The organism is Synechococcus sp. CBW1006, assembly GCF_015840525.1.
Lineage (GTDB): Bacteria > Cyanobacteriota > Cyanobacteriia > PCC-6307 > Cyanobiaceae > CBW1002.
Map to the genome: position 1 here is coordinate 2575292 of NZ_CP060396.1, position 12073 is coordinate 2587364.

The following is a 12073-nucleotide window of genomic DNA, read 5'->3' on the forward strand; positions in this document are numbered from 1 at the left end:
AGCTCTAATCTCTTACGAGTCAATCTTGTTTAGCTGGAGGCTGAGGTATAGAATCGCAGAGCATATTTCCAGAACCAACGGCTCGCCAGCAGGGACAGGATCGTGACCACTCCTGATGCCGTGAGCCAACTGAGGTTGGCACGACCCAGCAGGGCTTCGGCGGGCACCGTGGTAAGGAAAGCCACTGGTACAACTACGGTGAAGAACAGCCGCAGGCCGATCGGATAGGCGCTGATGGGATAACGGCCTGCGGCCAGAAAGCTGCGTAGCACCTCCGTGGCGTTCCACACCTTCACGAACCAGATGCTGGTGGCCGCCAGGATGAACCAGAGGCTGTACAGGATCAGGCTGCCGCAGATCAGCATCAGCCCCGTCAGCAGGAGATCCTGCAGGCTCGGCGTGGCTCCCGTACGGACGGCTCCCACAACCATGAGCACAACACCCAGCACGATCCCAGGGAGACCCCAGGGGGAAACCGTGCGCAACGACAGCCAGAACTGGCTGTCGATCGGCTTGAGCAACACATAATCCAGGCTGCCGTTCTGGACATGGCTCACGATGGTGCTGAGGTTGGGTTGCAGCAGGGTACTGGCGATGCCATCCAGCACGGTGTACATCCCCAGCACCACCAGCGCTGCCTCCCAGCTCCAGCCCCCCAGCCCATGGCCGGAGCGGAAGAACAGCGACAACACGAACAGGCTGCCAGCCAGATTGCCACCTGTGGCCAGCAGTTCAATCAGCAGGTTGATCTGGTATTCCAGCTCGGCCGCCAGGGCCGCTCCCCAGAAGCTGCGCAGGGTGCGCCAGTAGCGCCCCACGGTGCCGCCGTTCATCTTGCTGCCGAGCGTCATGCCCCCATCGCTCCGTACTGCCGCAATCCCCGTTTCCAGAGCACCCATGTGATTGGCAGCAGGATCGCGATCCAGAGGCTCACCACGGCAAAGCTGGCGACGACATCCACCTTCTCGCCGGCCAGCAGCTGGGCCGGTATCGCAATCATGTATGGAAACGGAGTCCACAGCGCCAGGCGGCGCACCGGTTCGGGATACACCTGCAACGGAGCGATCAGGCCTGAGAGATAGAGATAGGGAATGAACAGCAGCCGCTCCAGGGCGCTGGCCCGCTCGCTCCAGAAGCAGACCGTGGTGAGGGCGAACTGGATCAGGAAGCGCAGGGCGAAGGCGAGCTGCATGGCCATGACCGCCAGCAGAAGCGCCGCTGGAGACGGCAGCCAGAAGGCGGCGGGATAGAGCAGGAAGAACAGGGCTGCCAGGGCGATCACGAAGGGCAGACGTGTGGCCTGTTCGGCGATGTGGGCGCTCACATACCGCCAGACCGGCGCCAGTGGTTGCAGCAGATAGCCCGAAAGCCGGCCCTGGAGATGGTCTTCCTCAAAGGTGTAGATCACCCACACCAGCGTGAACTGGCGCACGATGAACACAGCCAGAAAATACCGCGCCAGGGCGATGGGATCCAATCCCAGCGATGGGAGTTCAGCGGTGGGGGCGTTGCCGTTGTTGCCGCTGGCCCCACTCCAGAGGCCGAGCATGATGAAAGGCAGCACGCCCGAGAGCGCCCATAGCGCAATCTCGGCGCGGTACTCCAGCATGTACGCGTATTGGCTGCTCAGCAGCACCCGCACAAGGCGCAATCCCCGCTGCAGCTTCTTGCTCATCGGTCGTCCCTCTGGCGGAACAGTTGGCCGATGATCTCCTCCACCGGTGGATCGTTCACTTCCAGGTCACAGACATCGAAATCGGCCAGAAGACGACTCACCTGCTGCGTCAGTCGATCCCGTTCGATCAGCAGCCGCACCTCGTTGCCGTTCTGGCTTTCCAGGGTTCCGTAGCTCTCGAACATGCGGGCCGGCAAGACATGGCGCAACTCCAGTCGCACCTGGCGGCAGGGCGCCAACTGGTCGGTGAGCCCTTCAAGGCTGCCGTCGTAAAAGAGTCGCCCCTGGTGAATCAGCAGCACCCGCTCACACAGGGCCGTGATATCGCCCATGTAGTGGCTGGTGAGCAGCACCGTGGCACCGGTGCGGCGGTTGTAGTCGGCCAGAAAGGAACGCACCCGCACCTGGGCGTTCACGTCCAGTCCCAGGGTGGGTTCATCGAGAAACAGCACCGCCGGCTGATGCAGCAACGCCGCCATCAGTTCGGCCTTCATGCGCTGCCCCAGGGAGAGTTTGCGAACCGGCCGGGTCAGTTCCTCATCCAGTTCCAGCATGTCGGCCAGCTCGGCGATCCGGCGCTTGCTCTCGGCCGCGCCGATGCCGTAGACGGCGGCATGGACCCGCAACGAATCGAGTGGCGGCAGATCCCAGATCAGCTGCTGCTTCTGACCCATCACCAGCGTGATCTGACGCAGGAAGTCCGCCTGCCTACGGAAGGGTTCATGGCCGGCCACCCGCACCGTGCCGGCGCTGGGGTGAATCAGGCCCGTCAGCATCTTCAAGGTGGTGGTCTTGCCGGCACCATTCGGCCCGAGGAACCCCACCATTTCACCGGGTTCGATCGCGATGTTGATGTCCTGCACAGCCGTCACAAGGCGATGGCGTCGCTGGAGGAAGTGGCGCAGGGTGCCGCCAAGACCGGGCTGCTTGTCGGCCACCCGGAAGGTCTTGCTGAGCCCGCTGACGTTGACGATGGCCATCGAGGGAGTCTGGACGGCTTCCGATCGTGCAGATCTTGTCAGTTAGAAACTTGTCCAGCACAGATTTACCCATCACCGCTTCGCCAGATCTACCCTGGGTCGCACCCACCAGCCCCTGCAATGCACTTCTGGGCGCCTGAGATCGATCCAGCCCATCCGATGGACTGCACCCAGGCTGAGCACTACGTGATCAAGCACCTCGGCCGCGGCATGTTCCTGGCGGTGCAGGGAGAGGATCAACACCTCAGCGATGTCGCCACGGCCGGCGAAGCCCACCGCTTCCATACCCATGAGGCGGCGATCCGTGCCGCAGAGGAACTCAACCGCCTCGGTGCAGGGCCGGTCGATGTGGTGAAGGTGGAGTGAGGCCGGGCAGGCGGCGACCGGCCTGGCCATGCTGCGGTGACTGCGCAGCCCCCACCGATGAGCGCCCTATCCCCGGAGCAGGCCCTGGTGCTCACCGCGATCGATCGCTTTCTGGCCGATCCCGAGCTCGCCTTTGGCGGCGTCGACACTGACGACGACTCAGAAGGCGATGGCACCGACGATCCCGATTCAGCCGTCGGCATCGAGGCGGTCGACGTGCTCGAAGTGATCAGCAAGGCCCTGCTGATGGTGTTGCCGGCCGAGGAGATCGAGCAGGCGATCACCAATCTGCTCGCCTGCCATGGCGATCAGATCGATGACTCCACCCAGGTGGTGCTGGAAGCTCTGCTTCAGACGATTGAACGGGATGACACCGAGGTGTCGCTCGAAGCCCTGCTGACGGCCGAATCTGACCTGTTGCAGACCAATGCCCTCGATAGCGCGGCCCTGCTGGTCTGGGACGAGCAGACCACGCCGATGCTGGAGGAACTGGAGATTCTTGATCTGCTGGAGGCCTATCCCTGCCGCGGCCCCGGCGCTCGCTGGACCCCTGACATCTTCGTGCAGTTGCTGGAGGCGAAGGGCCGCCTGTTTCGCCAGACCCTGCTGGCGGTGGAGATCCTGGAAGAACAGCCGGACACCCGCCCCAATGCCCACACCATGCTGGTGATGGTGCCGCCCGATCCGAAGGCTCCCCTGGAACTGATGGAGCTGGTGGTGCCCCTCACCGTGCTGTCGTCACCCGATGCGCCGGGACAGGCAGGCTGAACTCAGGCAGGCTGAACCCTGGCTGATTGAACACATCTGGTCCTGTGCTCTGTGTATCCGTGAGCTCACTGCCTGTGATCCGTATCCGCTTCTCTTCGGCTCCCGGGACCGATCAATCGGGGCGCCGTCGATCCTGGGCTTCCGGTCTGCCGATTCTGCTGGGTGTGGTGGCCTCCAGTCTGGTGCTGCAACCCCTGGCGGCAACAGCGGCGGAAGGCATGGGCGCCGCGTCTGGCGATGCACCTCGGGCAAGGACTCCCGCCGAGCCCCAGGTGCTGCGCGCCGTACCTCCCCTGGCCACGCCGGATGCGGCGGTGGAGAAGGCCCTGTTGCATGCCCTGTTTCCCGCCTCGGCGGTGGATGCCGATGGCCATGGTCCCGATCACGGCACCCAGGAGTGGAAGCAGGCGCGCCTCCACATCCGCCAGCAGGCCTGTCTCAACGCCGGCAACCTGCGCTACGCCTACAACCGGGTCGACCTCAACGGCGACGGCAGCGAGGAGGTGGTGGCCACGGTGATCGGCCCGACGGTCTGCAGCACCGGTGGTTGCTCCCTGCTGATCTTCCAGAACCAGCACGGCACACTGGAGCCGATCAGCCGCATGTCTCTGTTCAAGGACCCCCTGATCGTGACCAGTCGGCTCCGGGGCGGCTGGAAGGAGTTGATCAGCCGGGTGCGGATCGATGCCGGCCATGGCTTTTACGCCCTGCTCACCCACGACGGCAGCGCGTATCCCCGCAATCCGAGCACGCCTCCGGCGGAACCGCTGCAGGAGGCCCTGCCGGGCACGGCCTATCTGGGCTGGCAGGAGAACGGCAACGGCTATCACCCGCTTCCCTGCGCCGAGAAGCGCCCATAACTCTTCACACCCTGTTACAGTGGTGGCAACACATCGTTACAACCCGATGACCACCTCTGATTCCCGCTTCGGTTTCGTTGCCTTCGCTGAGACCTGGAACGGCCGCCTGGCCATGCTGGGCTTCGTGATCGGCCTTGCCACCGAGCTGCTCACCGGCCAGGGCATCCTGAGCCAGATCGGCCTCGGCTGAGTTCTGGATCAGCGGTCTTCACGGCCGTGATCTCCAGCCCGGTTGGCAGGCGCCAGCCGGGCTTTGCTATCTCCGGAGTTTCTGTCGCCTCGGCGAGGGCCATGGCTCATCTGCTCGTCTTTGTTGTGGCCCCCGAGGCTCTGCTGCCCGGTGATGGCGCTGACTGGCCCTCTCTGGTGGAGGCCCAGCGCCGCGGCGTAGGCAGTGGCGTGGCCCTGCGTCTCTTCCGCCTGCCGGATGACTGGCCCGGGTCCCTGCAGGCTCTGATTGACTCCGGCAAGGCCGATGCGACTGGTTCCGATCCGATCGAGCCGGTCGACGGCCGCCGCTCCAGGCTCTGCGATGCCGTGGTGCCCCATTTCGACCCCCGCAGCCTCTGGATCGGCGTTTACGCGATCAGCGGCAGCGCATTCAGCGACAACGAAGTCAGCGACAACGAAGTCAGCGATTGCCAAGTCAGCACCAGCGTGCCAGTGCCTGGCGATGGCCATCCCGCCAGCCGCATGTCGATCAGCGGCGTCGAGCGTCTCGATGCTTTCCCGTTGCGCGATGCCGAAAACGAAACCTGCTGGTTTTATCCCACTGAGGATGGCGCTTACCTCAGCTGGGAGAACCAGCGCCGGCTCGAGCTCCTGCCAGGTGTGATGGCCGAGCAGCCTTTGCAGACCCAGCCGATCCCCTACCAACGCCCCGACCTGCACGTGCTCTGGTCGTTGATGGCGGACGACCGCTCCCTCACCTGCGTGGGCCTCACCTACGGCCGTCGCCGGATTGATTGGCCCGTGGTGGCGGCGGTTCCAGAAGCCTGCGCCACCTGGACCAGTTTTTCTCTGGATTCGATGGCCGAGGCGCAGTACTGCGAGCTGGCCAGCTGCACCGTCTTCGCGCAGGACGGTCCGGGGGCTGTCCCTGGTGCTGTAAGGTAAAAGCCGATCTCAAGATTTCTCTTAAGCGAGCTCATAACTTTCTTGGGGGCTGTTTTCGGATCGGTTCATAGTTCAACGAGTTCATGTCTATTTACGTCGGGAATCTTTCCTTCGATGCCGAAGTGGAAGATCTCCAGCAGCTGTTCGCCGAATACGGACAGGTGCGCAAGTGCAGCGTTCCTCTCGATCGTGAAACCGGCCGCAAGCGCGGTTTCGCCTTCGTCGAGATGGCCAACGAGGCTGATGAAGCCAAGGCCATCGATGATCTCCAGAACGTGGAGTGGATGGGTCGTGCCATCCGTGTCAACAAGGCCGAGCCCCGTCCCAGCGGCGGTGGTGGTGGCTACGGCGGTGGTGGTGGCGGCGGCAACCGCTGGTGATCACAGCCGAGCCGATCATCTCTGACCGGCCTGATTGCTGATTGATCTGTTGCTGACCTGCTTGCCCGATCTCCGGGCCTGCAGATCAGCAATACCTGCTTCCAATCACAGCTGACCGCCCTGGTAACGGGGCGGTTTTTTCATGGGCGTTCCTTGTCTGAGCCGAGGGCTTCCCGGGTCTCGGCGGCGCGCAGGTCGACCCGATACTCCATCGTGGAGGTCACGCCGGTGCCCCGGTAGGTGCCGGACACCGCCGCCGCCAGCTCCGGATCCGCGGCGGCGGCCAGCACCACGTGGCCATCGGCCACGGCCAGCCCGAGGCTGGGGTCGTAGGCGCGCCAGCCACCGCCGGGCACATACACCTCCGCCCAGGCGTGCAGCTCGTGCTCGCTCACCTCGGGTGGATGGTGCATCGAGTAGCCGCTCACGAAGCGGGCCGCCAGGCCGAGGCTGCGGCAGGCGGCCACGTAGAGCACCGCCGTGTCGCGGCAGGCCCCGGTGCGCTCCTGCAGGGTCTGCTCCGGTTGCAGCGCTGCCCCATCGGGCCGGCCCACATGGTGGAAGCCGTGGTGGATCTGATCGGCCAGGGCCATCAGAAAGTCGGTGGTGGATCCCTGCACGGATTCGGCCAGCTCGGCAGCCCAGGCGCTGACCTGCGGATGCTGCGGCCCACCCAGGCAGGGCGCCAGGGCTGCGCGCAGAGCCGGTGTGTAGGTGAGCGGCAGATGCCGGGCTGCCGGCTCGGTCACGATCCAGTCGAACGGATTGTCGCGGTGGGTTTCCACCTGCATCTCCACCTGGAGATGCAGGGTCTGGCGTTCCTTGTGGAACCAGAGCACCAGCCCGTCGCCGCCGCCGGGTTCGAGCACCGCCGCTGCGCCGTCGGCTGGATCACGCACCTGCAGGCGGTGGCTGAGCACGGTCTGGGTGCAGTCCTGGCGCGGGGTGAGCCGCAGGGTCATCGGTTCCAGGAACACGGGCCTGGCATAGGCGTAGTGGAGTTCGTGGCGGATCTGGAAGAACACGGAGCCACTGGGGCACAATCGCTGCCCAGCCTGGACGAAAGCCGGTGCGAATCGCGCTCCACAATGGGCTTCCCAGCCAATCAGGCCGTCCGTGAGCCAGCCGCATCGACCGGCGCGTCCTCAGCACCTTCCGCGCCCACCGGCCCGACCCGGCAGCCCGGGCCTCCCTGACGACGACGATCTGCCGCCCTCGCCAGGCATGCCGCTGGGTCTGCGGATCCTGGCGGGGGTAGGAGCGCTCTCGTTTCTGATGATCGGTCTGAGTGTGATCTGGATGGGGATCGAGAGCCTGCGCAAGCCCGCCGCCCCTGTCGTGGGGCCCAACACGGCGAGAGGATCAGGGAGCCAGGCGTTCGATCGCCCAGCCGCCCTCGGGCCGGAGCCTGTAGCGGAAGCGATCGTGTAGACGGTTCTGGCGACCCTGCCAGAACTCGAACTCGTTCGGCACCACCCGAATGCCGCCCCAGGCGGAGGGCAGGGGCACCTCTCCATCGGCGAAGCGACGCTTCATCTCCTCCCAGGTCATCTCCAGGATCTGGCGGGAGCTGATCACCGTGCTCTGCTGCGACACCCAGGCCCCGAGGCGGCTGCCCAAGGGCCTGGAGGTGAAGTAAGCCAGGGATTCCGCCGCCGAAATCCGCTCCGCCTGCCCCAGGATCGCCACCTGACGCTCCAGCCCGTACCAGGGGAACAGCAGGCTCACCTGGGGATCGCTGGCGATCTCGCTGGCCTTGCGGCTCTGGTAGTTGGTGAAGAACACGAAGCCGCGATCATCGAACGCCTTGAGCAGCACGGTGCGTGAGCTGGGGCGGTGGCCATCGGTGGTGGAGAGCACCATGGCGTTGGGCTCCAGCAGTTCCGCCGCAGTGGCCTGCTGGAACCACAGCCGGAACTGGGCAACGGGATCGGCATCGAGATCAGCGCGGCGCAGACCCTCGCGGCGGTAGTCGCGGCGCAGTTGGGCCACATCGACGCTGCTTGCTGCGGCTTTGCCGCTGGGGGTGTCGGGCGGCTCCACGGGCTCTCAGGTGCTGGATCAATCGTCCCGAGTTCAGCTCAGGGCGGTGAGGTCGATGCGCTTGCGCACACTCTCCGGCAGGTTGCGGGAGATCGGGCAGAGCTTCATGCGCTCCTGCATGTAGGCGATCGCGTCGGCATCGGCGAGATTGCGCTCCTGCGCGCTGGCGTTGGCATCGAGCCGGATGCGGAAGTCACCGTCGACGCTGTCGATGATCCAGTCGCTGCTGGTGGTCACAACGAAATCGGCCTCCACCTGTTGCAACGGGATCGCCTTTTCCCGGGCGTTGGCCACCAGATAGACGTGCTGGCAGAGCAGCAGTGCGATCAGATAGATCCGGAAGCCCGGCATCGTCAGGCTGAGCTGCTGCGGTTCCCATTGGCCGGAGTCGGTGAGGAACTCCACCACCAGCCCCTCGGTGGCGCGATCGGGGGCGGCATGGCTGCTGCGCAGCCGGAACTGGAAGGTGCGTTGTGGGCTCATCGCTGGGCAGGCAGGGCAGGCGTGGGTGGATCTGGGATGGTCGGGGTGGCCTGCGGCTGGCGGCGCCAGGCCTCGAAACCGGTGAGCAGGGCCGAGCCGATCAGCAGGGCGGAAAAGCCCTGGCGCAGGATCCGGTCCGGCAGGTGGGGGGCGAGGCGTTGCCCAGCCACGGCCCCGATGGCGCCACCGCCGAGCAGGGGCAGCATCAAGGGCAGCTCGGGGCCTGGCCAGTGACCCAGGGCCGCCAGGGCGACCAGTGAGTTGGTGGCGATCAGGAGCAGGCTGGTGCCGCTGGCCAGCGCCATCGGCAACCCGGCCAGCAGCACCAGGGCAGGAACGATGGCGAAGCCGCCGCCCACGCCGGCGATGCCGGTGAGCAGGCCCACCAGCACCCCCTGCGCCGCCAGGGCCAGCGGAAAGCCGGTTGTGTTGTCGCGGTTGGACGCTTCCTGGAGGGCACTGCGGCGGGTGAGCAGCCAGGAGGCCACCAGGGCCGCTGCCGCGAAGATCCCCAGCTGCACCATCTCGGCGATCCAGCCGGCCTTGACCATGGAGCCGCCGATCCAGCTGCCGGCCAGGGCCGGAACCCCCAGCACCAGGCCGGGCCTGATCGCCACCTGACCGCGGCGGATGTAGGGCCCCACGTTGCCGAGGGCCAGCAGGGTGACCACCAGCAGGGAGAGCGGCACGGCAGCCTTGGTAGGCAGCGCCGCACCACTCACCAGCAGGGGCAGCAGCAGGATCGAGCCGCCGGCCCCGAGCACCGCCAGCAGGAAGCCGATCAGGGCCCCGCCTGCCAGCAGCATCAGCACCATGGTGAAAGAGAGCTCGGTTGCCGCATGGATCGTGGCGGCCATCACATCGAGACCCGGTTCCAGGGCATCACCGCCAGCAGGCGGGCCATGCCGCAGAAGCCGCTGATGCCCGCGAAGGTGAGGCCGGCACCCACGAAGCCACTCAGCCAGATCCAGCCCGGCGCCACCGCCTGGCTCAGAATCACCCCCAGCAGCACCAGCGTGCCTGCGGCGATCTGCACCTGGCGCATCAGGGGCAGGGGCGCTCCCTTGAGCTTGCGCACCGGGAAGCCGGCTTGCTGCCAGGCGGGCACACCGCCCTGCAGATCGGTGAGGGGGTGCTGCCGGCCCAGCTGCTGCAGCAGGGCCAGAGCCTTGGCACTGCGGTTGCCGCTCTGACAGACCAGCACGAGCGGCCCCTGGGGCAGGTCGGCCTCCGTGATGCGTGACAGGGGAATGTTGAGGCTGCCGGCGATATGGCCGCCGACGTATTCCATCGGTTCACGCACGTCGATCACCGTGACATCCCGGGCGGCCAGTTGGTCGGCCAGCTCATGGGCTGTGATCGGGCTGTGGCTGGACATGGCCTTGGTGGTGGCTTTGCGGGTACTAGGTGTCTTGGGAGTCGTGATGGTCTTGGTCGACGCCATGCTTCTGGGAGAGGACAGGCGTGTTGAGCGGATGACCGTTGCCGCTGGATCCGTCTTCAGGCTTTGACGCCTTCCAGGGGGTAGCCCTCAGCCGCCCAGCGACTGAGGCCGCCGCGCAGGTTGGCCACCTGCCAGCGGCCGGCCTTGAGCAGTTGCTGGGTGGCCAGGGCGGAGCGGCTGCCCGAATGGCAGACCACCACCACGGGGCGATCGGTGGGGATGCTGGAGGCCTGGGCTTCGAGATCCGGCAGGGGGATCAGCAGGCTGCCGGCCACCCGACCATCGGGACCGTTGAATTCCTCGGCGGAGCGCACGTCGAGCAGGGTGAGATCGCTCTGGTGGGCGACCACCCAGGTGGGGGTGAGTTCGGGCAGCCCGGCATAGCTGCGGGCCAGGGGCGCCCAGGTGGCCTTGGGGCTGGTCTCGCGGGGTTTGCCGGAGCGCATGTTGCCCGGCAGCGCCTCGGCGATCTTGTGGGGATGGGGGAGTTTCATGTTCTCCATGTGGCCCACGAAATCCCGCTCGGTGGCGTCGCCGCCCAGCCGTGCGTTGAAGGCCTTCTCCTCCACGACCGAGCTGACGCTGCGGCCGTTGTAATCGTGGCCGGGATAGAGCAGGCAGCTCTCCGGCAGAGTGAAAATCTGCTCTTTGATCGAGTTCCAGAGGGTATGGGCGTTGCCCTGCTGGAAATCGCATCGGCCGCAGCCGCGCACCAACAGCGCATCGCCGGTGAACGCCATGGAGTGGTCGTCGAGCACCACGGTGATGCAACCATTGGTATGACCGGGGGTGCTGCGGATCTCGACGGAACGCCCCCCGAAGGTCACACGGTCGCCATGGTTGAGCGGCAGGGTGACGTTGTCGGCACGGGCCGCGGCGGACAGGGCGATGGCGCAGCCGGTGGCGTCATGCATCAGCCAGCTGCCGGTGACGTGGTCGGCGTGGGCGTGGGTATCGATCGAGGCGACGAGTTCGATGCCCAGTTCGCGGATCAAGGAGAGATCACGGGCGTGCTGCTCGTAGACCGAATCGATCAGAACCCCCTGGCGGCTGGGGACATTCGCCAGCAGATAGGTGAAGGTGCCGGTGTCGGCATCGAACAGCTGGCGGAACAGCAGGGATCCACCTCCGGCCGCAGCGACCAGGGAGATGGAGGGGGCAGTGGCGACGGCCATGGCGGTGTGGTGCTCACTTCTATGACAGTAGCCGCATAGAGGGGAAGAGGCAAGCCTTTCTTTGGGCCTGGGCTTTGGGTATTGCCAGCGCTTGCGGCCCCCGGGTGCGCCGGCCTGGCTGGCGCTGCTGTCTCGATGCGAGCTCGGCGGTGCCCTGGATGGGGTCTCCGGCTTTGCGCGGCGCCCCCATGCCGTTCTGCGGAAAGCGACGACTCGGCGTCGCAGCTGCATTAGTGTTAATAAGCCTTTATGCCTTTAAAGCCATGTCTTCCAGGATCCGTGTTCGAGCCCGTCTGGCCCGTTGGGCGCTGAGTGTTCTGCCGCTGCTGCTGGCGTTCATGGTGGGAGCTGCCCCAGCACTGGCGACGGACAGCAGCTGGTCGCTCAGCGATCGGGCGGGCCATCGCCTCACGGCCCAGGTCTTTGAGCAGCCCTTCCCGGAGTACCCCTCCGGCATGCGCATCCGCTTCAGCGCTCTCGATGCCAAAACGAGCCTGGATCACAAGGCTGAACTCGTGTTGAGCGATTCGATGGGTCAGGAGTGGAGCCTGCCCAATCGCAGCGAAGAGATGGTTCCCAAGGACGGCTCGACGATTCCGAGCGGATCGGCCCAGTTCGATCTGGATGCCTTGGTGCCACGGCCCAGTGAGGCGCTGCCCCTCCATCTGGCGGTCCCCACCAGCAACGGTGCCCTGGATTTCAACCTCAGACCCGAGCAGGTGATGGAGCTCCACGCCATGGGTTCGGCAGAGCCTCGCCGCGACCAGGCCTGATCCCACCGAC

The 12073-nt window shown here is 65.8% G+C and carries 16 protein-coding genes; 7 read left to right on the plus strand and 9 right to left on the minus strand.

What is annotated here, in order from left to right; translation table 11 throughout:
* Positions 1-29: 29 nt before the first annotated feature.
* From H8F26_RS12455 to H8F26_RS12465, 3 genes are read right to left on the minus strand one after another with little or no spacing between them, the layout of a single operon-like run.
* Positions 30-818, minus strand: coding sequence for an ABC transporter permease (locus H8F26_RS12455; protein ID WP_197159189.1), 789 nt, complete (start codon positions 816-818; stop codon positions 30-32).
* 29 nt (positions 819-847) lie between these two features.
* On the minus strand, positions 848-1675 hold the full coding sequence (locus H8F26_RS12460) for an ABC-2 family transporter protein (RefSeq protein WP_197154347.1): 828 nt from the start codon (positions 1673-1675) through the stop codon (positions 848-850).
* A complete protein-coding gene (locus H8F26_RS12465; RefSeq protein ID WP_197154349.1) occupies positions 1672-2655 on the minus strand; it encodes an ATP-binding cassette domain-containing protein in 984 nt (327 codons plus the stop codon). Before H8F26_RS12465 ends, H8F26_RS12460 begins: the two co-directional genes overlap by 4 nt.
* Positions 2656-2775: 120 nt before the next feature.
* Between H8F26_RS12465 and H8F26_RS12470 the strand changes: the two genes are divergently transcribed.
* From H8F26_RS12470 to H8F26_RS12495, 6 genes are all read left to right on the plus strand, one after another.
* On the plus strand, positions 2776-3021 hold the full coding sequence (locus H8F26_RS12470) for a hypothetical protein (RefSeq protein WP_197154358.1): 246 nt from the start codon (positions 2776-2778) through the stop codon (positions 3019-3021).
* Between the two features lie 57 nt (positions 3022-3078).
* The gene (locus H8F26_RS12475; RefSeq protein WP_197154359.1) at positions 3079-3789 is read left to right on the plus strand and encodes a hypothetical protein; all 711 of its coding nucleotides are present in this window, start codon (positions 3079-3081) and stop codon (positions 3787-3789) included.
* 59 nt (positions 3790-3848) lie between these two features.
* Entirely contained in the window at positions 3849-4649 is an 801-nt protein-coding gene (locus tag H8F26_RS12480) for a hypothetical protein (protein ID WP_197154361.1), read from the plus strand.
* 46 nt (positions 4650-4695) lie between these two features.
* A complete protein-coding gene (locus H8F26_RS12485) occupies positions 4696-4839 on the plus strand; it encodes a chlorophyll a/b-binding protein (RefSeq protein WP_197154363.1) in 144 nt (47 codons plus the stop codon).
* 101 nt (positions 4840-4940) lie between these two features.
* Positions 4941-5765 carry a hypothetical protein gene (locus H8F26_RS12490; RefSeq protein ID WP_197154365.1) on the plus strand — a complete coding sequence of 275 codons (825 nt, stop codon included), beginning with the start codon at positions 4941-4943 and terminating at the stop codon, positions 5763-5765.
* An 83-nt stretch (positions 5766-5848) separates the two neighbouring features.
* Complete coding sequence (locus H8F26_RS12495) at positions 5849-6145, plus strand: RNA-binding protein (protein WP_197154367.1); 297 nt, start codon at positions 5849-5851, stop codon at positions 6143-6145.
* Between the two features lie 140 nt (positions 6146-6285).
* On the opposite strand, the gene H8F26_RS12500 is transcribed toward H8F26_RS12495, so the two are convergent.
* The 6 genes from H8F26_RS12500 to H8F26_RS12525 form a co-directional block, all read right to left on the minus strand.
* The gene (locus tag H8F26_RS12500; RefSeq protein ID WP_197154368.1) at positions 6286-7170 is read right to left on the minus strand and encodes a transglutaminase family protein; all 885 of its coding nucleotides are present in this window, start codon (positions 7168-7170) and stop codon (positions 6286-6288) included.
* Between the two features lie 337 nt (positions 7171-7507).
* The gene (pdxH, locus tag H8F26_RS12505) at positions 7508-8137 is read right to left on the minus strand and encodes a pyridoxamine 5'-phosphate oxidase (RefSeq protein WP_370594706.1); all 630 of its coding nucleotides are present in this window, start codon (positions 8135-8137) and stop codon (positions 7508-7510) included.
* Positions 8138-8221: 84 nt separating this feature from the next.
* A complete protein-coding gene (locus tag H8F26_RS12510) occupies positions 8222-8671 on the minus strand; it encodes a hypothetical protein (protein WP_197154372.1) in 450 nt (149 codons plus the stop codon).
* A complete protein-coding gene (locus H8F26_RS12515; RefSeq protein WP_231605178.1) occupies positions 8668-9528 on the minus strand; it encodes a sulfite exporter TauE/SafE family protein in 861 nt (286 codons plus the stop codon). The genes H8F26_RS12510 and H8F26_RS12515 overlap by 4 nt, the downstream gene beginning before the upstream one ends.
* Entirely contained in the window at positions 9528-10049 is a 522-nt protein-coding gene (locus H8F26_RS12520) for a rhodanese-like domain-containing protein (RefSeq protein ID WP_197159191.1), read from the minus strand. Before H8F26_RS12520 ends, H8F26_RS12515 begins: the two co-directional genes overlap by 1 nt.
* Positions 10050-10171: 122 nt before the next feature.
* Positions 10172-11290: a rhodanese-like domain-containing protein gene (locus H8F26_RS12525; protein WP_197154381.1), complete on the minus strand. Its 1119-nt coding sequence runs from the start codon at positions 11288-11290 to the stop codon at positions 10172-10174.
* Positions 11291-11553: 263 nt separating this feature from the next.
* On the opposite strand from H8F26_RS12525, the gene H8F26_RS12530 reads away from it, so the two are divergent.
* Positions 11554-12063, plus strand: a complete 510-nt coding sequence (locus H8F26_RS12530; protein WP_197154383.1) for a DUF3122 domain-containing protein — start codon at positions 11554-11556, stop codon at positions 12061-12063.
* The last annotated feature ends 10 nt before the right edge of the window (positions 12064-12073 follow it).

What these genes read in the sequence shown, in the direction of transcription:
- H8F26_RS12460 (WP_197154347.1), bottom strand. Translation starts at nt 1,675, where the DNA reads ATGAGCAAGAAGCTGCAGCGGGGATTGCGCCTTGTGCGGGTGCTGCTG.
- H8F26_RS12465 (WP_197154349.1), bottom strand. Translation starts at nt 2,655, where the DNA reads ATGGCCATCGTCAACGTCAGCGGGCTCAGCAAGACCTTCCGGGTGGCC.
- H8F26_RS12470 (WP_197154358.1), top strand. Translation starts at nt 2,776, where the DNA reads ATGCACTTCTGGGCGCCTGAGATCGATCCAGCCCATCCGATGGACTGC.
- H8F26_RS12475 (WP_197154359.1), top strand. Translation starts at nt 3,079, where the DNA reads ATGAGCGCCCTATCCCCGGAGCAGGCCCTGGTGCTCACCGCGATCGAT.
- H8F26_RS12485 (WP_197154363.1), top strand. Translation starts at nt 4,696, where the DNA reads ATGACCACCTCTGATTCCCGCTTCGGTTTCGTTGCCTTCGCTGAGACC.
- H8F26_RS12490 (WP_197154365.1), top strand. Translation starts at nt 4,941, where the DNA reads ATGGCTCATCTGCTCGTCTTTGTTGTGGCCCCCGAGGCTCTGCTGCCC.
- H8F26_RS12495 (WP_197154367.1), top strand. Translation starts at nt 5,849, where the DNA reads ATGTCTATTTACGTCGGGAATCTTTCCTTCGATGCCGAAGTGGAAGAT.
- H8F26_RS12510 (WP_197154372.1), bottom strand. Translation starts at nt 8,671, where the DNA reads ATGAGCCCACAACGCACCTTCCAGTTCCGGCTGCGCAGCAGCCATGCC.
- H8F26_RS12515 (WP_231605178.1), bottom strand. Translation starts at nt 9,528, where the DNA reads ATGGCCGCCACGATCCATGCGGCAACCGAGCTCTCTTTCACCATGGTG.
- H8F26_RS12520 (WP_197159191.1), bottom strand. Translation starts at nt 10,049, where the DNA reads ATGTCCAGCCACAGCCCGATCACAGCCCATGAGCTGGCCGACCAACTG.
- H8F26_RS12525 (WP_197154381.1), bottom strand. Translation starts at nt 11,290, where the DNA reads ATGGCCGTCGCCACTGCCCCCTCCATCTCCCTGGTCGCTGCGGCCGGA.
- H8F26_RS12530 (WP_197154383.1), top strand. Translation starts at nt 11,554, where the DNA reads ATGTCTTCCAGGATCCGTGTTCGAGCCCGTCTGGCCCGTTGGGCGCTG.